General features: G+C 63.3%; 16 protein-coding genes and 1 riboswitch. Of the genes, 5 read left to right on the plus strand and 11 right to left on the minus strand.

Going from position 1 to position 23063, the window contains the following annotated elements:
- Window positions 1-51: 51 nt before the first annotated feature.
- Window positions 52-354 carry a hypothetical protein gene (locus AB7S84_RS07255; protein WP_428153650.1) on the minus strand — a complete coding sequence of 101 codons (303 nt, stop codon included), beginning with the start codon at window positions 352-354 and terminating at the stop codon, window positions 52-54.
- Between the two features lie 513 nt (window positions 355-867).
- Here AB7S84_RS07255 and AB7S84_RS07260 point away from each other — a divergent pair.
- Together AB7S84_RS07260 and AB7S84_RS07265 are read left to right on the plus strand one after the other, a co-directional pair.
- Window positions 868-2961 (plus strand): ribonucleoside triphosphate reductase, encoded by a 2094-nt coding sequence (locus tag AB7S84_RS07260; protein WP_020877874.1) that lies wholly within the window; start codon window positions 868-870, stop codon window positions 2959-2961.
- 13 nt (window positions 2962-2974) lie between these two features.
- Window positions 2975-3670: an anaerobic ribonucleoside-triphosphate reductase activating protein gene (locus AB7S84_RS07265; protein ID WP_428153652.1), complete on the plus strand. Its 696-nt coding sequence runs from the start codon at window positions 2975-2977 to the stop codon at window positions 3668-3670.
- 23 nt (window positions 3671-3693) lie between these two features.
- Here the strand turns inward: AB7S84_RS07265 and AB7S84_RS07270 are convergent, their stop codons facing one another.
- The 3 genes from AB7S84_RS07270 to AB7S84_RS07280 form a co-directional block, all read right to left on the minus strand.
- Window positions 3694-4518 (minus strand): LEA type 2 family protein, encoded by an 825-nt coding sequence (locus AB7S84_RS07270; RefSeq protein WP_428153654.1) that lies wholly within the window; start codon window positions 4516-4518, stop codon window positions 3694-3696.
- A 120-nt stretch (window positions 4519-4638) separates the two neighbouring features.
- The gene (locus AB7S84_RS07275) at window positions 4639-5637 is read right to left on the minus strand and encodes a cysteine protease StiP domain-containing protein (RefSeq protein WP_428153656.1); all 999 of its coding nucleotides are present in this window, start codon (window positions 5635-5637) and stop codon (window positions 4639-4641) included.
- A gap of 14 nt (window positions 5638-5651) precedes the next feature.
- Entirely contained in the window at window positions 5652-6755 is a 1104-nt protein-coding gene (locus AB7S84_RS07280) for a phosphoribosyltransferase domain-containing protein (protein ID WP_020877870.1), read from the minus strand.
- Window positions 6756-7100: 345 nt separating this feature from the next.
- Here AB7S84_RS07280 and AB7S84_RS07285 point away from each other — a divergent pair, with 345 nt between their 5' ends.
- Entirely contained in the window at window positions 7101-8477 is a 1377-nt protein-coding gene (locus AB7S84_RS07285; RefSeq protein ID WP_428153659.1) for a YihY/virulence factor BrkB family protein, read from the plus strand.
- A 225-nt stretch (window positions 8478-8702) separates the two neighbouring features.
- Here AB7S84_RS07285 and AB7S84_RS07290 read toward each other — a convergent pair whose 3' ends face one another.
- The 5 genes from AB7S84_RS07290 to AB7S84_RS07310 all read right to left on the minus strand — a co-directional run bounded on the left by AB7S84_RS07290 (window position 8703) and on the right by AB7S84_RS07310 (window position 13695).
- Window positions 8703-9410 carry an ABC transporter ATP-binding protein gene (locus AB7S84_RS07290; protein ID WP_428153661.1) on the minus strand — a complete coding sequence of 236 codons (708 nt, stop codon included), beginning with the start codon at window positions 9408-9410 and terminating at the stop codon, window positions 8703-8705.
- Window positions 9403-10194 carry an ABC transporter ATP-binding protein gene (locus AB7S84_RS07295; protein ID WP_020877867.1) on the minus strand — a complete coding sequence of 264 codons (792 nt, stop codon included), beginning with the start codon at window positions 10192-10194 and terminating at the stop codon, window positions 9403-9405. Before AB7S84_RS07295 ends, AB7S84_RS07290 begins: the two co-directional genes overlap by 8 nt.
- Before the next feature lie 25 nt (window positions 10195-10219).
- A complete protein-coding gene (locus AB7S84_RS07300; protein ID WP_428153664.1) occupies window positions 10220-11428 on the minus strand; it encodes an ABC transporter permease subunit in 1209 nt (402 codons plus the stop codon).
- Window positions 11429-11482: 54 nt separating this feature from the next.
- Window positions 11483-12391, minus strand: coding sequence for an ABC transporter permease subunit (locus AB7S84_RS07305; RefSeq protein WP_020877865.1), 909 nt, complete (start codon window positions 12389-12391; stop codon window positions 11483-11485).
- Between the two features lie 164 nt (window positions 12392-12555).
- Window positions 12556-13695: a branched-chain amino acid ABC transporter substrate-binding protein gene (locus AB7S84_RS07310; RefSeq protein WP_020877864.1), complete on the minus strand. Its 1140-nt coding sequence runs from the start codon at window positions 13693-13695 to the stop codon at window positions 12556-12558.
- Between the two features lie 213 nt (window positions 13696-13908).
- Between AB7S84_RS07310 and AB7S84_RS07315 the strand changes: the two genes are divergently transcribed.
- Both AB7S84_RS07315 and AB7S84_RS07320 read left to right on the plus strand, forming a co-directional pair.
- Complete coding sequence (locus tag AB7S84_RS07315) at window positions 13909-19935, plus strand: hypothetical protein (RefSeq protein ID WP_428153667.1); 6027 nt, start codon at window positions 13909-13911, stop codon at window positions 19933-19935.
- A gap of 400 nt (window positions 19936-20335) precedes the next feature.
- Complete coding sequence (locus tag AB7S84_RS07320) at window positions 20336-21001, plus strand: Crp/Fnr family transcriptional regulator (RefSeq protein WP_428153669.1); 666 nt, start codon at window positions 20336-20338, stop codon at window positions 20999-21001.
- Between the two features lie 43 nt (window positions 21002-21044).
- Here AB7S84_RS07320 and AB7S84_RS07325 read toward each other — a convergent pair whose 3' ends face one another.
- Complete coding sequence (locus tag AB7S84_RS07325; protein ID WP_428153671.1) at window positions 21045-21551, minus strand: MogA/MoaB family molybdenum cofactor biosynthesis protein; 507 nt, start codon at window positions 21549-21551, stop codon at window positions 21045-21047.
- 110 nt (window positions 21552-21661) lie between these two features.
- Window positions 21662-22504 (minus strand): histidinol-phosphatase, encoded by an 843-nt coding sequence (locus AB7S84_RS07330; protein WP_428153673.1) that lies wholly within the window; start codon window positions 22502-22504, stop codon window positions 21662-21664.
- Window positions 22505-22937: 433 nt separating this feature from the next.
- Window positions 22938-23028, plus strand: a riboswitch (cyclic di-GMP riboswitch).
- Window positions 23029-23063 lie beyond the last annotated feature (35 nt).

The following is a 23063-nucleotide window of genomic DNA, read 5'->3' on the forward strand; positions in this document are numbered from 1 at the left end:
CCTGACAGCCGGCCTGACAGCCGGCCTGACAGCCGGATAGACGCGGGCTGTTCAGAGCCGGTCGGCGAGTGTCGACGTCGATGATCGCCGCTCCCGCCGCTGTTTCCGTCGACGGGCGCAGCGCAGGAACAAGCGTACGGCAATGGAGAGGATGACAGCGAGGCTCATGCCCGCCAACAGGACCGGCACCCAGGCATACCGGTGGAATTCCGGCGTCTCCAGGGCCGTCAGGTACCCGATGACCCCAAAGATGAAGCCCCCCGCCATGACCGCCATCGTCACGATACAGGCGAGCGTGGAATCATACCAGGGAACCACGGTTTCCCGGAAAAGGGGATTTTCGTAGAGGGGCATAGGAAGTCAGGGTGTTAGGGTGTTAGGGTGTTAGGGTTTTAGGGTTTTAGGGTGTTAGAGTGTTAGAGTGTTAGAGTGTTAAGGTTTTAGGGTGTTAGGGTTTTAGCATTCCGGCACGGCCATGGTCAATAGATAGACTGAAGGCTGAAGGCTGAAGACTGAAGGGTACATCCGCCAAAACCGCCTAACGAATCCCATAAACCGTCCCTTAACACCATAAAACCATAAAACCTTAAAGCCTTAAAACCATAAAACCTTAAAACCATAAAACCTTTATCCCCTATACCACATTTCCCCCCTCCCTTCCCCCAGAAAAGCAGATAACTTTTTTTCTCCTGTCTTTTTCGATAGCTACGGTGTGTGATGGGAAAATGCACTATATGTTGCGCCAAATGCCTTGACATGTACCATATGTGGTGATATCAACCCGCTTGCTGTTGCGGTCCGCAAGGGACCGGGCAGCCGAAATCCCTCATCTTGAAACCTGACGACATCAGCAAAAGAGGAATCCCTGTGTTCGAAAAGATCAAAAAGCGCGACGGCAGAATTGTGGAGTTTGATTCATCCAAGATCACCGCGGCCATTCTCAAGGCGGGAAAGGCCACCGGCGAGTTTGGCGAGCGGGAGGCCCGGAAACTCACCCTGCGGGTTCTGACCCTGACCCACGAGATGCGTTTCGGGCCGGTGCCCGAGGTGGAGGAGGTCCAGGACGTGGTGGAGCGGGTTCTCCTCGATTCCCCTTATTCCATTACCGCCAAGGCCTACATCCTCTACCGGGAGCAGCACAGCCAGATCCGGAACATCGCCACCAAGGCCCGGGTGGATCTGGTGGATCACTATCTGGAGCGGCTCGACTGGCGCATCAAGGAGAACAGCAACATGTGCTACTCCCTCCAGGGCCTCAACAACTACATCTCCTCGGACATCACGGCCGAGTACTGGCTCAATCGGATCTATCCCCCCGCCATCCGGGACCTGCACAAACGGGGCGATTTTCACATCCACGACCTGAGCCTCCTGTCGGTCTACTGCGTGGGGTGGGACCTCAAGGACCTGCTCAAACAGGGTTTCCGGGGCGTTGCCGGGAAGGTGGAGAGCGCGCCGCCCCGCCATCTCCGTTCCGCGCTGGGCCAGATCGTCAATTTCTTCTACACTCTGCAGGGAGAGGCGGCCGGCGCCCAGGCCATCTCCAATTTCGACACCCTGCTGGCGCCCTTCATCCGGTATGACGAGCTCGACTACGGCGAGGTGAAACAGGCGATCCAGGAGTTCGTCTTCAACATCAACATTCCCACGCGGGTCGGTTTCCAGACGCCCTTCACGAACATCACCATGGACCTCTCGGTGCCCGGCATCCTGAAGGACCATCCGGTCATCGTCGGCGGCGTCGAGGGGGCCGAGACCTACGGCGACTTCCAGGCGGAGATGGACGTCCTCAACCGCGCCTTCGCCGAGGTCATGATGGCGGGGGACGCCCGGGGCCGGGTCTTCACCTTTCCGATCCCCACCTACAATATCACCCCGGATTTCGACTGGGACAACCCCAATCTCGACCTCATCTGGGAGATGACCGGGAAGTACGGCATTCCCTATTTTTCCAATTTCGTCAATTCGGACATGTCCCCGGAGGACGCCCGCTCCATGTGCTGCCGGCTGCGCCTCGACAACCGGGAACTCCTCAAGCGGGGCGGGGGGCTCTTCGGCGCCAACCCCCTCACCGGCTCCATCGGGGTCGTGACCCTCAATCTTCCCCGCATCGGCTATACCGCCCGGACCGAGGCTGAATTCTACCGACGCCTTTCCGAGCTGATCCATGCGGCCAAGGAGAGCCTGGTGATCAAGCGGAAGGTGCTCGAAACCTTCACGGACAAGAATCTCTATCCCTATTCGAGCTTCTACCTCCGGGAGATCAAAAACGCTTCCGGGACTTACTGGAAGAACCATTTCTCCACCATCGGCATCATCGGTATGAACGAGGCGTGCATCAACTTCCTGGGGGAGGACATCGGCACCGCCTCGGGGCAGGCCTTTGCCCTCAGGGTCATGGATTTCATCCGGGAGACCATCTCCCGGATCCAGGAGGAGACGGGGGATCTCTTCAACCTCGAGGCCACGCCGGCCGAGGGGACCTCATACCGCCTGGCCATGCTTGACCGGAAACGGTATCCGGACATCATCTGCGCCGGCGGGGGACCTGACGCCGACACCGGGGAGGTCTACTACACCAACTCCACCCAGCTCCCGGTCAACTACACCGACGACGTCTTCGAGACCCTGATGCTCCAGGACGAACTCCAGTCCCGGTACACCGGCGGCACCGTTCTTCACATCTTCCTGGGGGAGCGGGTCGGCCAGATCCGGACCGTCAAGAACGTGATCCGCAAGATCGCCGCCAATTACCGGCTTCCCTATTTCACCCTGACGCCGACCTTCAGCATCTGCCCGGTCCACGGCTATCTCTCGGGCGAGCAGGCGGCATGCCCCACCTGCGCCCGGGAGACGGAGATCTATTCGCGGGTGGTGGGGTACCTGCGGCCCGTCAAGCAGTGGAACGACGGCAAGCGTGTGGAGTTCTCCCGTCGAAAGACCTTCAAGGTCGCGGGATAGGGGGATCGTTTCGATGCGCATCGGCGGACTGCGGAAGACCTCGTTGATCGACTACCCCGGGAAGGTGGCCTGCGTGGTCTTCCTTTCCGGGTGCAATTTCAGATGCCCCTACTGCCACAATCCGGCCATGGCCCGGGGGGATGCCGGGGCGGCTGTTTCGTCCGAGGCGTTTTTCGAGCTTCTCGCGGACCGGGCCGGTTTTCTGGACGGCGTGGTCGTCTCCGGCGGGGAGCCCACCCTCCAGGCCGATCTTCCGGTGCTGTGCGCCCGGATCAAGGCCATGGGATATCCGGTCAAGCTGGACACCAACGGCAGCCGGCCCGAAGTCCTGGCGGACCTCATCCGGCGGGGTCTGGTGGATTACGTGGCCATGGACGTCAAGACCGATCCCCGGGGGTACGCCCCTCTCATCCATCCGGATCCCGATCCCCGGGATCTTCTGTCGAGCATCCGGACCATCATGGATGCCGGCCTCCCTTACGAGTTCCGGACCACCTGCGTCAAGCCCCTGGTGGACCCGGAAATCCTCGAGACGATCTGCCGCCTGATCCACGGGGCGGACCTGTACGTTCTTCAGCAGTGCCGGGAGGAGGAGGTGCTCGATCCCGGGTTTTTCCAGAACGGGCCGAACCGTCGGTTTTCCGACGAGGCGCTTTCGGACCTGCGGAAGGCCTGCGCCCCTTGGGTGCGCTGCTGCGAAGTGCGGTGACGGGGCGGGTCAAAGGGGGCTTTTCAGGGTGCCGGCAAGACCTCCATTGCGGTCCTGAAGGGGAAGTTGCGATGCCCCCGCCCCGGAACGGCATACCGGATGACCCCCGAAAGGACACAGGCGCCGGATCCTGTCATGAGATCGTTCATGGGGCCGCTCATCCGGGCTGCCGGGGTATTGACGGGCAGGATCATTCGGCGTGCGCTCCGGGCCGCGAGGGCGCCGATGGGTGTGAGCCGTTTTTCTCCGAGAATACGGCCCCCCAGGGTCGTCGTGTATTCGAGGAATCCCGGCGGCGTGGGAAAGGGGTTGGGGTTGGTGATGACCAGGGTCATCCTGATGCGGGCGGGATCCGCTGCGTCGAAGACTTCCATGTCGACGGTGGGCACCCGGGGAATGGTCAGCTCCCCGGAGATGTCGTAGGGGATGAAAAAGGGGCCGACGGTCGCCTGGCCGGTCAGGTCGAAGCGGGCATGGTCGGTCCTTTGAAACTCTTCGGCGGTGGCGAATACGTCCATGAAATTGAACGGCAGGGCCAGTTCCACCATTTCCGATGAATTCGGCTGCACGAGGATTTCCTGATCCGAAACCCCGGTGATGAATTTCTGGTCGAGGATGGTCAGGTTGAAGGTCATGTTCTTGACTGTCAGCGCCTTGGGGTTGGGGTTGTCGACCTTGAAACGGAAGATCGGCTCCGCCTCGAAGTAGGAGATGAATCGCTGTTCCTTGCCCTGGAACGCGATCACGGGTCTGTCCAGAAGCTGCTGGTAGGGGAGCTGCTGAAAAGCGGTCTGGCATCCCGCGAGGAGCAGGGCGGCCATAAGAAGGGCGGCGGAATTCCGGTGCATGAATGCGTCTCCGTCGGTGCAAAAAAGGTTGTGGACGTCCACGTAACGTCTATCCCATGAATCTTTCCATATAATAATCCCACTGAAATGAAAAGCCCGAATCCCGGCGCGGGTCTCCCGTCAGCCGGCGGCCAGGGTGCAGGCGACCCGGGTCCGAAGCTCTCCGAGGCTGTCCACCCCGCATTGAACCGGCACTTCTCGGCGTTCCGCCAGGCGGAGGAGGAGGGGATAGCGCCGCGCGACCCGAGGGGCGCCATCCCGGAACAGCAGCTTCCGGGGCGCGGCGTTGATCAGGGCCCGGCAGACCTCGTTGGCATGGATTCTCAGGGGGGTTTCCCGGAAGAAGCGGCTGGGGGGCTCGGGGCGGGCGGCATCCGCTCGTCCGGGCGCCGGGCAGCAGGCCTGCCACGCCGCCACCAACGCCTCCCGGCGGTACCGGGCGGGAAAGCGAAAGGCCCCGAAGAGGCGCGTCTCGTCCACGAAGAAGGTGCGGGAAAATCCCAGGGTGGCCACCCCCGTGAAACAGGCCGTGGGGCAGAAGATGTCCTCCCCGGCGCCGGAAAAATCGGCCCATCCCCAGGGGTCCACGAGGACGGCCAGGGGCCCCTGGTTCAGCGCCGCGATGGTCCGGGCCACGCCCCCCCGGCCGGTCCATCCGTCCACGAAGACGACCTTGCGCTCCGGGTAGCGCCGGCGAAGGGCGCCGAGGGCGACGCCGTCGATGCCCAAACCCACGAAGAGGGAAAGGGCCGCCGCCCGGGCCCCGGGAATCAGGCGGCACAGCCAGTCGGCGACGGGGACCCCCGCCCTCAGGATCGCCGCGAACACGAGGCGGTCTCCTCTGGGCTCCCATCGGGTCACGGCAGCCGCCAGCGTTTGAGCCGCCGCTTGAATCCGTTCGTCATCCAGATGCCCTGCCACATCCCGCCAGAAGTCGTCGGAGAGCCGGGGTTCAGGGGAGGGAACGGTCCAGAAGGTGTTGTCCCCGGTATAGGCCCGATCCAGGGGGCGGAAGCAGGACAGGTCCTCGAAGGGGTCGATTTCCCCGTGGATTCGAGCGAAGACGGGCTGCCCCCAGAGATCGGGCGGCGACAGGGCCTCGGCGGATTCGGTCGGCATGGTCTCTCCTTTGATCAGAGCGCGAGGAGACGGGGGGAAAATCCCATTGCTTCCAGGCGTTCCCTTGCGGCCAGGCCCACGGCGGCGTCCACGGGATCGTTCAGGATGTAAAGGGGCGGCCGCAGGGTGTGAGGATTGTAAAGGTAGTAGTCCCCTGGAATGTCGAGACGGTTGTGGATGTGGACATCGTCCACCTCCCAGGGGCTGAGGGTGACGTGGCGCAGCTGAAGCCCCGGGTTGGCCAGAACGATCCGCACCCCCAGGTCGACGGCCTCCCCGACGGCCAGAAGGGAGCCGGTGAGTCCCGTCGGCAGGGGGATGTCCGGGCAAACCTGGCGTCCAAGGGCCGGACGGGAGGCCGGGAACAGCCAATCCGAGACCGTGGACGACACCGATTGTTGGGGTGCGTCGTGGATCGCCGGGTCCGCACTCAGCCGGATCTCTTCCCGTACCGTGTCCGTGCCCGGGGGCGGCTCGGGGAACAGGACGTGAAGGCTGGAGCGGATGCCGTCGGCCGACAGGATGGCGTCGAAGCGGCGCCTGGCCTCGGGGCTCCGGGCATCGGTGAACGCGACATAGCGGACGCGCCGCTGATCCAGCCGGCGGCAGAGGTTGAGGGAGAGGCCCAGAAGGGTCCGGCCCGTGGTGATTTCGTCCTCCACGAACCAGAGCTCCGTGGGACGGATTTCCGGATCCGGGAGACTGTGGTCCGGGGCATGGGAGTGGTGCTCCGAAAAGGCGATTCCCGGGGAGGGGCGCCGGGTGGAGCAGATCCACGCCGCGGCCGGGCAGGCCTCCCGAACGACCTGATGGAAGAGGGCGGAGGGGATGATGCCCGATTCCGCAAGTCCGATCACCAGAGGCGCCTGGGTCACGGGACGGACGCGGCAGGCCGATCGGAAGAGCTTTCCGAGGCCGGCTTTCCAGAGCCCCAGTGTCGCGGCGCCGGTCCCCGCGATCTTGCCGAGGCATGAAAAGGTCATGGCGTTTCGGCGTCGGGCGTTGTTTTCCCGCTTCAGATGATAGATGGGCCGGCTCGGCGGCGGCGCGTCCGGAAAGCCGTCTGCAAGGGGCTGAGGCCGTTGCGTCGGGTCGTCGAGAATCAGGTCCTGGGTCATATGGCGATTGCGTCGTCTCCTTAGAAGGGCCGGTGTCGCGGCCGGAAAAAAAGGCCCGCCCCCGTGGCGGGCCGCGCCCAACGGATATACCCCAATCCGCACGCCGAATCAAGTGGGTACGGTGCTCCGGAATGTCCGATATCCGCGCAGCGCGCCTCCCGCGTCACGGCGGCGCAGGGACGCCCGCCGCCCTCCTGTCGGAAACCCTGGCCGGTCCGCACGCCTTGATCCCGTTATTTTTCTCTTTTGGCTCTTTTGGCGGCGGCGTTTCCGTGGTACCGTCGGGGCAACGATCGAGAAAAACGGCCCCCGAGGGCGGCCTGGACCCCGAAAGGAGGATTCGGTATGGAGAAACTCCGCACCATCATCGGCAAGGCCTCACGCTTTTTCAAAACGGACGTGTGGACCATCCCGATCACCGAGGCCCCGTTTCCCCGGAAGGTCGGCGTGAGGCTCGCCAGGGTGCTCCTGTTGAGCGTTCGGGGGTTCCGGGGGCATCAGTGCACCCTCAGGGCCTCGGCCCTCACCCTCTACACCCTCCTCTCCATTGTACCGGTGGCGGCCATGGCCTTCGGCATCGCGGCGGGTTTCGGCTTCGAGGAGCGGCTGGAGCGGGAGCTGCTCCGGAACTTTTCCGGCCAGGAGGCGGTGGTGTCGCAGATCATCCAATTCGCCCACAGGCTTCTGGCCGACACCCAGGGCGGCCTGATCGCCGGCATCGGTACGGCGGTCCTGTTCTGGACGGTCATCAAGGTGCTCGGCAATATCGAGAGCTCCCTCAACGCCGTCTGGGAGGTCCGAAAGGGGCGGTCCCTGGGCCGGAAGGTCGGCGACTATCTCGGCATGGTGATCCTGGCGCCGGTCCTGATGATCGTCTCGGGCAGCGCCACCGTTTTCATCAAGAGCCAGGTGACGATGATGACGCGGGACATCTCGGCCCTGGGGGCCGTGAGCCCCATGATTTTCATGGCGCTCAAGCTGCTCCCCTACCTTCTGGCGTGGATCCTTTTCTCCGTGATCTACCGGGTCATGCCCAACACCCGGGTCCGGCTTTCCGCCGCCGTGACGGCGGGGATCATCGCCGGCACCCTCTACCAGGCGGTCCAGTGGGGATACATCGCCTTTCAGGTGGGGGTGGCCCGGAACAATGCCATATACGGCTCCTTCGCCGCGCTGCCCCTCTTCCTGGCGTGGCTCCAGCTCAGCTGGCTCATCGTCCTTTTCGGCGCGGCCGTTTCGTCGGCCTGGCAGCAGGTTGCGGATCACGCGGTCCACCTCGAGTGCCGGGAGGTGAGCGTCGCCTTCAAGCGCCAGGCCGCCCTCGGCATCGTCCACCGCCTCGTCCGCGACTTCTGCGACGGTCGGCCGCCGTCCACCCGGCGGGAGATCGCCGCGGCCCTCGGGCTTCCCATGGCCGTGGTCCGTGAGTTGACGGATATGCTGACGGCCTCGGGGATCCTTTCCAGGGTTGTGCATGACGCGGATGCGGGAAACCGATCCAGGGAGAGTGAACCGGCTTTTCAACCCGGCTGCGCCGTCGACCGCCTGACGGTGAAAGCCGTGGTGGACGCCGTGGAACACCACGGCTGCGACCCCGACCTCCCAACCCCGACCCCCCTCCCGGAAGAACTCGTCACAGCCATTTCGGAAATGGAAGCATCGGTCGCAGCATCATCGGAAAAACGGGTGTTGAGGGATATAGCGGCGAAGGAGCGGGGATAAAGGGGGGAAGTGGTCGAAAGTGTTTAAGTGTTTAAGTGTTTAAGTGGTTAAGTGTTTAAGTGGTTAAGTGGTTAAGTGGTTAAGTGGTTAAGTGGTTAAGGTTTTATGGTTTTATGGGCCGAAGGCCCTTAATCACATAATCACATAATCACATAATCACATAATCACATAATCACATAATCACATAACTCCCCCCCTTCAGTCTTCAGCCTTCAGCCTGTTCTCCTATATCCCCAAATACGCCTTCTTGACCTCCGCGTTGGTCAGGAGGGCGGCGGCGTTGTCGGTCAGGGTGATTCGGCCGTTTTCCATGACGTAGCCGCGGTGGGCGATCTGGAGGGCCAGGTTGGCGTTCTGCTCCACCAGGAAGATGGTGGTGTTTTGCTCCTGGTTGATCTTCCGGATGATGTCGAAAATCTGGCGGATCACGAGGGGGGCGAGCCCCAGGGAGGGCTCGTCCAGGAGCAGGAGCCTGGGGCGGGCCATGAGGGCCCGGGAGATGGCCAGCATCTGCTGCTCGCCGCCGCTCAGGGTGCCCCCTGCCTGGTAACGCCGCTGGGCCAGGATGGGAAAGAGCTCGAAGATATGCTCCATGTCCGCTTTGATGCCCGTCTTGTCGTTCCGGAGAAAGGCGCCCATGTCGAGGTTTTCGGCCACGGTGAGGTACGGAAAGATCCGGCGGCCCTCGGGCACCTGGCATATGCCCCGCTGGACGATCTCATCGGGGGTTACGGCGTGGATGGGCTCGCCCATGAAATGAATCTCTCCGGTCCGGGGCGGAACGATGCCCGAGATGGACATGAGGGTCGTGGTCTTGCCCGCGCCGTTGGCGCCGATGAGGGTGATGATCTCTCCCTCGGCGATGTCGAGGCTGACCCCCTTGAGCGCCTGGATGTTGCCGTAGTAGGTTTTGACGTTCGAGAGTTTAAGCATCGATCTCCTCTCCGAGATAGGCCTTGATGACAACGGGATCGCTCTTGATTTCCGCCGGCGTGCCCTGGGCGATTTTGCGGCCGTAGTCCATGACGAAGATCCGGTCGGAAAGGCTCATGACGAGTTTCATGTCGTGCTCGATGAGGAGGAGCGAGATCTTCTCCTCGTCCCGGATCTTGAGGATCAACTCGTCCAGCTCGTTGGTCTCCCGGGGGTTCATGCCGGCCGCGGGCTCGTCCAGGAGGATGAGAAAGGGGGCGGTGGCCATGGCCCGGGCGATCTCGAGACGCCGCTGGGCTCCGTAAGGCAGGTTCTTGGCGAATTCGTTGACGTATCCGGCCAGCCCCATCTTGGTCAGGATCTCATAGCCGACATCCACCGAATCCTGCTCCTCCCGACGGGTGGTCGGAGGACGGAACACCGCGCCGGCGATGCCCGTTCGGGTCCGGCAGTGGCGGCCGATCATGACGTTCTCCAGAACGGTCATGTTCTGAAAAAGCCGGATGTTCTGGAAGGTGCGGGCCATCCCTTTTTCCGTGACGCGGTTGGGCTTGAGGCCGTTGATCCGCTCCTGTTTGCCGCCGCCCGCCGGGGCGATGAGGATATCCCCCGAGGTCGGGGTGTAGATGCCGGTGACGCAGTTGAAAAAGGTGGTCTTGCCGGCGCCGTTGGGGCCGATGAGGGCCACGATCTCTCCCCGTCGTACATCGAGGTCGACATGGTCGAGGGCCCGAAGCCCCCCGAAATCCATGGTCAGCTGCTTGACGTCCAGTATGGTTTCCATGGTGCGATATCGGTTTCCGTGCCCGCTATTCGCGGGCCTTGAATTGGTAGGTCCGCCGGATGCCGCTGATGATGCCCTGGGGCCTGAACACCATCATGATCACCATGATGGCCCCGAACATCAGCATCCGGTAGTCTGAAAAGGCCCTCAGGTATTCCGGCAGAAGAATCAGGATGAAGGCGCCGATGATGACCCCGATGATGGATCCCATGCCCCCCAGAACGACGATGGAGAGGATGATCGCCGATTCGAGGAAGGTGAAGCTGGCCGGGTTGATGAAGGTGGTCTTGGCCGCGAAGATCACGCCCACCATTCCCGCCCAGGTGGCCCCCAGGGCAAAGGCGGTGAGCTTGGTCCGGGTCTTGTCGATCCCCATGGCCTGGCAGGCGATCTCGTCCTCCCGAAGCGCGATCCAGGCCCTGCCGATACGGGAGTTCTGGAGCCGGTTGACGACGAAGATCGTGAAGATCGTCATGGCGATCATCAGGAAATAGATGTAGATGGTGGCGGCCTCCAGAGACATGTCGACGCCGAAGAAGCCCGGCCGCGGGATGTTGGCGATGCCGCTGGGACCGAAGGAGAATTCGTTCCAGTTCTCCAGGATCAGGCGGATGATCTCTCCGAAGCCGAGGGTGACGATGGCCAGGTAGTCGCCCCGAAGCCGGAGTACCGGGAAGCCCAGAAGGATCCCGAAGATCGCCCCCATAAGGGCCCCGATGGGCAGAACGGTCCAGAAGCCGAGGCCGAAGTGGTGGTTCAGGAGGGCGTAGGTATAGGCGCCCACGGCGTAGAAGGCCACGTACCCCAGGTCGAGAAGGCCGGCCAGACCCACGACGATGTTGAGCCCCAGTCCCAGCACGACGTAGATAAGGGCCGTGGTCATGATGTTGACCTGGTAGCTGGAAAAGGCGAAGGGAAATACCACGGCGCCCAGGGCGACCGCGGACAGGGCCGGAAGGTAGATCCTGCGGTCCTCCATGAGGCGGCGGCTGAAAGACCGGGTCTCGCGTCCTTCCTCGGCCGCCTTTTGTCCCTGCTCCCGTTTCCGCATCAGGTAGCGCCACAGAAAAGAGAGGCCGAAGCTGCCGGCACCCACGGCCGCCATGTTCTCCCACCGCCACTGGATCACGCCCTGGATGGGGTTGACCCGGATGACCATGATGGGAAACGTCAGAAACATGAACCAGACGGCCACGACGATGGATTGTTTGATTTCCTGGAGTTTGTTTGTCATAAATTAAAGCTCGTTGGGTGGGTGCGTTGATTCCGTACCACCGCCCCTTCGGGGCTATACCTTCTGCGATGTGGCGCGTCCCAGGATTCCGGCGGGGCGGAAGATGAGAATCAGCACCAGGAGGGCGAAGGCGAAGACGTCCTCGTAATCGCTTGAAACATAGCCGGTGGCGAAGCTTTCGGTCCATCCCAGGACCAGACCCCCCAGGACGGCGCCGGGGATGCTGCCGATGCCTCCCAGGACCGCGGCGGTAAACGCCTTGATCCCGGCGATGAACCCGACGTAAAAGTTGATCATGCCGATGTGGGAGGCGATCATGACGCCGCCGATGGCCGCCAGGGACGACCCGATGATGAAGGTCGTTGAGATGACGCGGTTGACGTTGACGCCCACCAGCATGGCCATGTTCCGGTCCTGGGCCGTGGCCCGCATGGCCTTGCCCATCCGGGTGAACTTGATGAGCAGGGTGAGCAGGATCATGACCACGGCCGTGGTGACGATGATCATCAACTCGGCGGAGCTGATGATGTGGGAGACGGGCTCCATGAAGCCGAAGGTGGGGATGAGGCTCGGGAAGGGCAGAAAATCCGAGGTCTGGGCCAGGAGCACGTAGTTCTGCAGAAAAATAGACATGCCGATGGCGCTGATGAGGGGGGAGAGGCGCGGGGCGTGGCGAAGGGGTTTGTATGCGACCTTCTCCACCGTGAAGCCGTAGGCCGCCGAATAGATGACGGCCGTAAGGCCCGCCAGAACGAGGATGGCCACCTGGTTCAGCCCCAGAAGGGTCAGGACGTTGGCGATGATCAGGGCGGTGAAGCCGCCGATCATGTAAATTTCCCCGTGGGCGAAATTGATGAGTTCGATGATGCCGTAGACCATGGTGTAGCCCAGCGCGATGAGCGCGTAGATGCTTCCCCGGGTCAGGCCCCCCAGCAAGAGTTCAAAAAAGTATTCCCAGTCCATAACGGAATGCCGCCGTTTCCATCCGACGGGCCATGGGCGCGTCGGAGCGTTGGTGTTGGGTATCGGGAGGGCGGGATGCCCCGCCCTCCCGGCGGATGTCGGTTTTCACGCCGCCGGATATGACCCCGACGGCCGATGGGCGCCATTGCCGGCGCCGCCCCGGATCAATCCAGAGGCACCTCGACGTAGTTTCCGTTCTGAACCTGATACATGGAGAAGCCGATGCCGATGGCGTCGCCCTTTTCATCGAAACGGATGATGCCCAGAGGCGTTGCCACGAACTCGGTCCGAAGGGCCTTCACCACCGCGTCGTAGTCCGTGGTGCCGGCCTTCTCGACGGCGTTCAGGAGGGCCAGGGTCGCGGCGTAGGCATTGAGGAAGAATGCGCCGGGGTCCTCGCCGTTGTATTTCTCCTTGTGGGCGGCCACGGCGGCCTTGGCGATGGGGTTCTTGGAGGTATCCTGGGGGCCGGTGGCATAGACGCCCTCGGCAAACTCGCCGGCAACCTTGATGAAGGTGTCGTCCTTGACGCCGTCATCGGAGATGAAGGGGATGTCTATCTTTTTCTTGCGCATCTGCATGACGATCTTGGAAGCCTCGGGATGATATCCCCCGAAGATCACGCCGTCCGCATCCGAGCGCTTGATCTTCTGGACCACCGCGGAATAGTCCACGGCGCCGGGGGTGATGCCCTCGTAAAGGACGACCTGAGCCTTGCCGCCGGATTCGATGAACTGCCTGGCGAATTCCGCCAGTCCCTTGCCGTAGTCCCCCTTGTCATGGAGCACGGCCAGTTTTTTCAGGTTCAGGACGTTGAGGGCATAGTCGACCTCCAGGCGGGCCTGGGCGTCGTCGGAGGCGATGGTTCGGAAGAAGTTGGGATAATCCCCGCTCTGGGTCAGATCCGGATTGGTGGCGGACGGCGACATGGTGACGATCTTCTTGTCTTTGTAAATGCCCAGAGCCGCCTTGGTGGCCCCGCTGCAGATGTGTCCCATCACGACGTTCGCCCCCTCGGAAACCAGCTTGGTGGCGGTATTGGTGGCGATCTCGGGTTTGCAGACGTCGTCTTCCACCAGGAGTTCCACCTTCCTGCCGTTGATGCCGTTCACGGCGTTGACGTGCTCGACCACCAGTTCGGCCGCCCGAACGGACGGGATGCCGTAGGAGGCGAGATCCCCGCTGTGGGCCCCGCCCACGCCCAGTTTGATGGGCTCCTCGGCCGCGCCCGGGCCGACCCATCCAAAGGCCAGAGTCAGGGAAATCAGAACAATACCCACCCATCTGCTGCGATTATTTTTCATCTTCCGCTCCTTTTTCTGTTATAATTCAAAATAATAAGACGCTTCCGAAGATTCACTTGTAAACGATGCGGGCATGAGCGTCAAGACAATATTTCGAAAGGCATGCGGCGGGTTCAGGCTGAAAATCCCCGAAAACGGGCCGAATAACACCTTAAAACTCTAAAACTATAAAACTCTAAAACCGAAAGGCTTCTGAAAAAAGGGAGGGGAGACATGAAACGTGTTGTGACGGTTTGGGTCGTGGGGTGGCTGCTGGCGTGGGGGGCGTCTGCGGGGGCGGGGGAGATCGGGTTTGTCGAGACGTTCGCGCTGGCAGAGGAGCGATCCCGGGTGCTGGACCAATTGGTTCCCGGCACCGAGGACTACTATTTCTACCACTGCCTGCACGCCCAGCACACCGGAGACCTCGATGCCGTGCCGCCGCTTCTTGACGCCTGGATCGACCGCCACGGCGTCACCGATCGGGTCCGGGAGATCGAAAACCGCCAGGCCCTGCTGACCTATCCGACCCGGCCTTCGGCGGCCCTGGACCACCTCAAACAGGTATTGGGGCTTCGCTTCGACCACGCCGGGACGTCGACCGAGGCCGGGATCGACCTTCCCGAACGGCTGGATCCGGAGGCCACGGCGATCCCCCGGCTCATCCGGGAGGCCCTGAACCGGCACCCCGGCCTTTCCGGATTCGAGGTGGGCGGGCTGGATCTCCCGGCGGTCGAGGACCTCGATGCGGACCAGCGTCGGGACCTGCTCCACCGAATGGTCTGGCCCGACCGGCCCGAGCTGGCCCGTTGGGTTGTGGCCGATCTCCGGCATCCCGGTTCCGGGGGGTTCGGCAGCCACCCCATCCACCGCCGTCTGCTGCCGTCACAACTGGCGGACTGCGCCCGGATGATGCCCGAGCTTCTCGAAAACCGGAACTTCGTCGACACCCGGCTCAGCCGTCTGGCCCCTCCGGAGGGCGCGGACGTCGAAACGCGCCTGGCCGCCCTCGAAGCGATGTGGGCCTTTGCGGCGGATCTGCCGCCGGTCCACAACAGCCTGAAGGTTCACCTGCTGTATCATCTCCTGGACCTTCACCGGCGACAGGGGCGATACGACGCGGCCCGGTTCAGGACCTATCTTCAGTTGCCCCGTTCAGCCGCCTACGTCCGCCCCGCTCTTCTGCGGGATGCGGCGTTCCGGGCGGATTTGCAGGCGGACTTCGGCGCGGTAACCCGAATGCCGCCCCCGGGAAACGACGAGCCTCTGGTGCGGGACTACCTTTACCGCATCTTCCGGGATGCCGGGGACGTCGGTCCCTATGGCCGGTGGCTCGAGGAGGCCTATGTCCGGCGGGTGTTCGCCGAGACCCGGATTCTCGAGGGAGCCCCCGATGCCGCGCGCTGGGCCGCCGTGCTCCCGCCCGATGAGGCGCGTGCCCTTCACGCCCGGGTCGACCTGGCGTTTCCGGCGGACCGCAGGGAGGTGTTTCCCGCCAATGCCCCGGTCTCCCTCGATCTCTGGGTGAAGAACGTCCCCACCCTCACCCTGAGGGTCTTTGTCCTCAACCCGGTCAATTATTACCGGGAATACGACCGGGAACCGGATACGGATATCGACCTCGACGGTTTCCTGCCTGCCCGGGAAGAGATCTTCCATTATGACGCATCGCCTTTCCGGCGGATCCGGCGCACCTTCGATTTTCCCGATCTCCGGGAGCCCGGCGTCTATCTGGTGGAGTTCATCGGCAACGGACGGCGCAGCCGGGCCCTGATCCGCAAGGGGCTGCGGCATGCCGTGGAGCGCGTTGTCCCGGAGGGCCACGCCTTCACGGTCCTGGACGAGGAGAACCGCCCCTGTCCCAGTGCCCGCGTCTGGGTGGCCGGCCATGAATTTCCGGCCGACGCCGAGGGTGTCGTTACGGTCCCCTTTACCACCCGGCCCGCCCCGAAGACGATGATCATCGACGACGGCGGCGCGGCCGCCCTTGTGCGGTTCAATCACCTGGCGGCGGACTATCGCCTGACCGCAGGGTTTCACGTACCGGCGTCGTCGCTTCAGGCCGGCCGCACGGCCCGGATGGCGATCCGGCCTCTGCTGACCCTGAACGGGCATCCCGCGCCCCTCTCCGGCCTGACGTCGCTCCGGCTGATCCTGGAGGCCGCCGATGCCGCCGGCGTCACCCTTCGGCGTACGGTGACGGATCTGGAAGCGTCTGAAACCCGGGAGGCCCATGTGGACTTCACGGTGCCGGAAAACCTGGCCGCGCTTCGATGCATCCTGACGGGTCGGGTCGAAGGCCCCGACCGGGAAGATGCCGTCGCCCTCGAGACCGAGGCCCGACTGGCGGTCAACGGCATCGACGCCGGCCCGGAGATCGAGGACCTGTTTCTGCGCCGGGCCGCCGAGGGTTTCTTTCTGGCGGTCCTGGGGAAAAACGGAGAGGCCGTGGCCGGCCGCGCCGTGTCGATGTCGCTCAAACACGCGCTTTTCCGGGACCCCGTCGCGGTGAACCTCAGGACCGACGCCCAGGGCCGGATCGCCCTCGGCAGACTGCCCGGGATCGCGTGGGTCGAAGCCCGAAGGCTCCGGGGGCCCGCGCGGCGCTTTTCCCTGTCGCCGCCGCGGATCGACGCGCCCGGGGTGGTCCATGGCACGTCCGGCGAGGTCATCGGGATCCCCCGGGTGTCGTCCGAAGGCGGATCGGTCTATGTCCGGCCGTGGCTGCTGTTTGAAACCCGGGGGGACGTCTGGGTCGCAGACCGGTCCGACGCAATCCGGTCCGAGGGCGGCAGGCTCACGGTTCACGGGCTTCCGGCCGGGGATTACGATTTGATCCTCAAGCCCCGGGGGGACGCCGTTCGGATCCGGATCGGCGACCGACGGGCACCGGGGGGGCTCATCCTCTCCCGTCACCGGATCCTGTCGTCCGGCGGCAAGGCAGACCTGGCCGTCGACCCTCCCACGGCCGACAACGCGGCTGTTTACGTGACGCTGCGGAACGCTTCGCCCTCGGCCCGCCTCCATCTCCTGGCGACCCGTTTCGTTCCCATCTTCCACCCCTTTGAGGATCTGGCCCTCGGCGGACTCCCCGATCCCGGCCTGACGACGGTCCCGACGCCGGCATCCCGGTATGCCGCAGGAGAGGTTCTCGGAGACGAGTACCGGTACATCCTGGATCGCCGCCGCGCCCGGAAATTCCCCGGCAACATGCTCGAACGCCCCCGGCTGCTCCTGAACCCCTGGGACATGGGGCCGACGGAGACCCCGGAACCGCGGTTTCGGGAGATGGCGGAACAGGGCCCCGCACCCGTCTCCGCCGAGGCCCTGATGTCCAGGGCGGCCCCGGCCCCGGCAACAAGCCCGGCGCCGCGGACCAGCCCCTCAGGATACGATTTTCTCGCCGAACCGGCTCTCCTGCTGCTGAATCTCCGGCCCGACGGCGAGGGACGGGTCGTCATTCCGAGGGCGACCATCGGCAGCCGCGTGCATCTTCAATTCATCGCCGTCGACGGCGTCGATACGATATGGCGGGAGATGTCCCTTCCCGACGCATCGGCGGACCGGACGGACCGTCGAATGGTCCGGCGGCACGACCCTGATGCGCACGTGGTCGAAAGCCGACGGATTGTCGAGGTCCTTCCGGGCGATCCCTTGCCCCGGGCCGATTCCCCCGGGCCGACGGCCGTCTATAAAACGATCTCGGACGTTTTCGAATGGATGGCGGCTTTTACCGGCGACAAGGCCCTTCCGGAATTCCGCTTTGTTTCCGAATGGCACGAGATGACCCCGGAGGAGAAGCAGGAGGCCTATTCGGACCATGCCTGCCACGAACTCCATTTCTTCCTCTACCACAAGGACCGGCCCTTTTTCGACACGGTGATCCGACCCCATCTCCGCCAGAAGCGGGAGAAAACCTTCCTCGACCAGTGGCTGCTCGGGGAGGACCTCGACGCCTGGTCGGCCCCCGACCGGTTTTCCCGGCTCAACATCCTCGAGCGGATCCTGCTGCTGCGGCGGGCCTCGGGACCGGACGGCCGCGACCGGGCCGCCCGGTACGTTAGGGACCTGGTGGCGGCGCTTCCCCGGGATCCGGAGCGATTCAACCGGCTTTTCGATGCGGCGCTCAACGGGGTGACGTCCACGCCCTCGCCGACCCCGGAGACGAAGGCGACCGAAGATGCGGCGGCAGCGTTTTCCGGTCGGGGGGCCATGGCGCTCTCGCGCCTTGCCGGAAACAAGGCCCCGGCCCCCGACGAATCGTTCCACAGGCCCCTGGATCTGACCCGGGAGTGGGGGGAGAGCCGTTATTACCGCCTGCCCTCGCCGGCGGAGCCCGACCGGATTTCAGCCAATACCTTCTGGCGCCGATATGCCGAAAGCGACCCCGGCGCCCCGTTCTGTTCCGGTCATTTCATCCTCGCCGTCGGCAATTTCACCGAAATGATGACGGCCCTCTCGGTCCTGGATCTGCCATTCACTGCCGAAGCCGAAGGCCCAGGGATCGTCTTTCGGCGGGAGGTGCTTCCGGCCCCGCCGGCCGAAGACGGGATTCCCGTCATGGTGAGCCGGCATTTTTTCCGGCGGGACGAACCCGTTGAGGCGGCGGACGGCGAGTCCGCGGAACGGTTTGTCCGGGATGAATTTCAGGTGCGCGCGGTTTACGGATCCCGGGTGATCGTGAGCAATCCCGCCGCATCCCGGCGGGATTTGAAGGTGCGCATGGAGATCCCCGAAGGGGCGCTTCCGGTCCTGGGGGGATTTTTCACCCGGGAGGTCCCGGTGTCCCTCGACCCCTACGGCACGACCACCTTTGAACATTACTTCTATTTTCCCGAGACGGGCCGGTTCGACATCTATCCGGTCCAGGTGACCGAGGAGGACCGCTTCGTCGCCGGGGGACCCCGGGCGGTCTTCAACGTAACCGGCGTCCTCCCTCGCCTGGATACCGAATCGTGGCAGGACATTTCCCGGAACGGAACGGATGCGGCGGTGATCGAATATCTGCAGACCCACAACCTGAACCGGCTCGATCTGTCGGCCGTCGCCTTCCGCATGCGGGACAGGGACTTCTTTCGGCGGGTGATCGGGCTCCTGCGGGAGCGATACGTCTACAACGCCGTCCTCTGGTCCTACGGGATCCATCACGACGACCCGGAGACCATCCGGGAATACCTGGCGGCCTCTCCCCTGGCGGACCAGTGCGGCGCGTCGATTCAAAGCCCCCTGTTGACCCTCGATCCGACGATCCGGGGCTCGTATCAATATCTGGAGTACGCCCCCCTGGTGAACCCCCGGGTTCATCCTGCGGGGGCGGGGCCCGCCATATCCAACCCGGTCTTCTTGCGGCAGTACCGGCGATTTCTGTGGACGCTGTCCTATCAGCCCCGTCTAACCCCCGACGACCGCCTGGCCGCTGCGGCCTACCTTCTGGCTCAGGACCGCACGGCCGAGGCCCTCCGCCTCTTCGAAGGGGTGGGGCCTGATGCGGTGGCCGCCCGGATGCAGCGGGACTATCTCGACGCCTACCTGGACGTCTTCAGGGGGCGTCTCGACCGCGCCCGAGAGACGGCGGAGCCGTACCGGGACTATCCTGTCCGCCAATGGCGGCGCCGCTTTGAGCGGCTCATCGCCGGGACGGGCGCCGACAAGGGTCGGGATGATTCCGCCGGTGTTTCGGCGGATGCAGCCCCCGCGCTCGATGTCGACGTCGTTTCCGGGATCGTTCAACTGGATTATCGGCACCTGACCGCATGCACCGTCAGCGTCTATCCCATGGACGTCGAATTTCTGTTTTCCCAGAACCCGTTTTTCCGATCCCGGGAGACGCGGCTCGGGATCACGCGCCCCGTCCTGGCCGAGACCATCGTCCTTCCGGAAGGCGAAACCCGCCATCGCTTCCCCCTCCCCCGGCATCTCGCGCATCGCGATCTCATGGTGGAGGCGGCGGCCCGGGGCCTCAAAAAGGTCCGCGCGGTCTACGGCGGGACCCTGAGCGTCCGGTTGACGGAGCACTCGGGGCGGCTGGACGCATCGGACACCGCCGGCCGGCCCCTGGTGGGTGCCTATGTCAAGGTTTACGCCCGGATGCATGACGGGGCGGTTCAATTCTATAAGGATGGGTACACCGACCACCACGGCCGGTTCGACTACGCCGCTCTGAGCACGGATGCCCTTGACCGTGTTGAGCGATTCGCGATGCTGGTGTTGAGCGAAACCCACGGCGCGGCGGTGCGGGAGGTCGATCCTCCCGGGCGTTGATCCTCCCGGGCGTTGATCCTCCCGGGCGTTGATCCTCCGCGCCGTCAATTCGGTAAAATCCTTTCGGCAAAATGAGGAATATTAACCTTGTTATTAATATGTTAAGTTTTTCAGGAGGGTTGGGATCCCATTTTTTTTCGCGGCATTCTTGACATTGTGCGGTGGGGATGGTAAGCAATGGGGTATAATATTATTTATATCGTTATGGGCCTTCCAACCGGATGCATCGCCGCGCGGCAACTCGAGACGTTCCGGCGGGCGGATGGGGATCATGGGTTGGGAATGTCGCGGCATGCGGCGGCGTCAGCAGCATTCGCCGCAGGGACACGGGAATCACGGATAACGGCATTCTGGAATCAGTGCCGTCCGTGGTCTTCCCACAGAACCATGGACGGCGGATATGACCGAAACGACGGAAATCATCGAACTGCTCAAGAAGGTCCCCCTGTTTGAAAGCCTGAGTGACAAGGAGCTCGAGGCGGTCAGCCGGGTGGTCAAGATCAAGTCCTATCCCAAGAACACGATCCTTTTCAGCGAGGGGGACGAATCCGATTCCTTCTACGTGATCTGCGAAGGGCGCGTCAACGTCGGCATCAACGACGAAGACGGAAAGGAGATCATCCTCTCCCGGCTTGGGCCCAACGAGTATTTCGGCGAGATGGCTCTCATGGACGGCGAGCCCCGCTCGGCCTTTGTCATGACCCGGGACCCTTGCAAGCTCATGATCATCGCCAAGAGCGATTTCAAGAAGCTCCTGTCGTCGGACGTCATGCTCAATCTCCTGATGGAACTCCAGCGGCGGCTTCGGGAAGCCAACAAGAAGATCGAGAGCCTTGCGCTGATGGATGTTTACGGTCGCGTGGCCCGGCTGTTGATTCAACTGGCCGGCACCTCGGAGCCCGGCGTTCAGATCAGGGAAAAACTCACCCACCAGGAAATCGCCAGCATGGTGGGCGCCTCCCGGGAGATGGTCAGCCGGGTGATCAAGGACCTCACCAGCGACGGCTACATCTCCATCCGTCGAAAACGGATCACCATCCACAAGAGCCTGCCCTACAGCTGGTAGAACGGCGTCGTTCCGGCTTCAGGACGTCATGGGCGGCGTCGGCTCATCCCGTTCGGATGTGCTTGACGAGGTGCCCGAGTTCGGGAAAGACGAGGCGGTCGCAGGCAAGCCGGCAGGCCTTGATGCTGCCCGGCATGCAGAACACGGCCGTCCGGCCGATGATCCCGGCCGATGCCCTGGAGATCAGGGCCGCGGCCCCGATGTCGGCGTAGCTGAGCTGCGCGAAAAGCGCTCCGAAGGCGGTCAATTCCTTCCGGAAGAGGGGGCGGACCGCTTCGATGGTCACGTCCGCGGGGCCGGCGCCGGTACCGCCGTTCATGAGAACGGCGTCGGGATCGTGTTCGTCCAGTAGGCTGAGCAGCGTTTCCCGAATGACGGCGTCGTCGTCGGGCAGCACCCGGTGGAAGAGAATCTCGTGCCCCTTTTCCCGGGACGCCGCCGCCATCCAGTTGCCGCTTTCATCCTCGGCCGGCCCTCGGGTCGTCGATAGGGTGACGATGCCCAGTCGAACCCTTTTCAATGCCCCTTTTTTGTGTTCCTCAACCCCCATTCCGAACTCCTTTCACTGGTCGGGCGGCGACGTGTTCGCGACACCCGCGTCGAAGTTGTCATGTCCCACCGCGGACGGTCCCCCTGAGAGCCGTTGTTTTCCGCCGCCCGTCAGGGCGCTTTCGGGGACGGCACCCGCCAAGCCGTATCGAATCCCGCCGCCCGGAGAGCGGCCATGCCCTCATCGATGTTCAAACCGACATCGTCGACGCCGTGGGCGTCGTCCCCCGGCACCACGGGGATGCCCATTCGCTGGGCCTCCCCGAGGATGGAGGCCGAGACGTAAGGCTCCGTCATGCCCTTTGCAAGGGCACGGACGTTGTAGTCGAGGATCATGTTTTCGTCCCGGATCAGGGCCAGGTTCCGACGAATCCGGTCCCGGATTTCCGGTTTTTCGAGGCGGTCGCGGTATGCCGGATCGAAGATGCGGATCAGGTCGAAGTGGCCCACCACCTCGGGCTTCAGAACGCAAAGCATTTCGTACTGCCGGTCGAAGTAGTCGCGGTAGAGGCCGTCGATGCCGCCGGAGATCGCGGCGCTTTGTCGATACTGATCCGCCGTTGCGTCGATGGGGATGTCGTTGACATGGTGGACCGACCCTACGACATAATCCGGACGGAAGGTCCGGCGCAGGGCCGCGGCAAATGCCGGTGCGCCCGTATAGGCCTCGGTCTCGAAAGCCACCAGGATGCGGGCCGTTCCGGCGTATTTCTGCTGCAGGTGCCGGGCGGCGGCCATGTAGCGGGCAAAGCGGTCGTAAAGTTTTACGGCGTCGAACCCGGCGGCGATCTCGTCGGGATAGCGGAAGCGATTGTCCGGCGGCGGCATGTGCTCCGTGAGGCCGAACCAGGCGAAATTCCGGTCGATGTAGGCGCGAACCACCGCTTCCAGGGTATCCTTTGCATGGCAGCAGAATTCCCCGCTGTGCCCCCCATGGACGGAAACCCGCATCATCTCAGCTCCTCCCCGCCGTTTCCGGCATTCCGAACACCCACCCCCACCATCCTGAACCCCCACTGAATTCAATAAACCTTAAAACCTTAACACCCTAAAACCTTATTCCCCCATCCTTGTCAACCCCAACCCTTCCAGTGACCGTCCCGAACCGGGATTATGCCCTCCCCAAAAGCGATTTTTTCACCCTGATGGAGAGGCTTGCGAAATAATCCACATTTATGGGTTTCAATAGTCGATTGAATGGCGGGCGCCTCCAGGGGTATAGAGTCCGGTAAACGACGGCGATCGCCAACAGACCCGCCCAAGTCACGGCGGCATTTTGAAAAAACCCGAATCACCAAGGAGGTCAATATAAGATCCTGAGTTCGACACCGCTTCAGCCATTCCCGGACGTTTTGCAGCGACACCGTCGTTCCGGGATGCACAACAAACACGAAAAAGGCAAACCATCCGAAAGGGTGGGACGCAAAGCCACTGGCCTAAACCCCGAATCGTCGGGATATGGTAGCAGGGTTGCCGGTTTGATAAAGCCCGCCTACGGCTTCATCTCCGCTGT

Origin of the sequence: Desulfococcus sp. (assembly GCF_050178255.1) — a bacterium.
Classification (GTDB): Bacteria; Desulfobacterota; Desulfobacteria; order Desulfobacterales; family Desulfococcaceae; genus Desulfococcus; species Desulfococcus multivorans.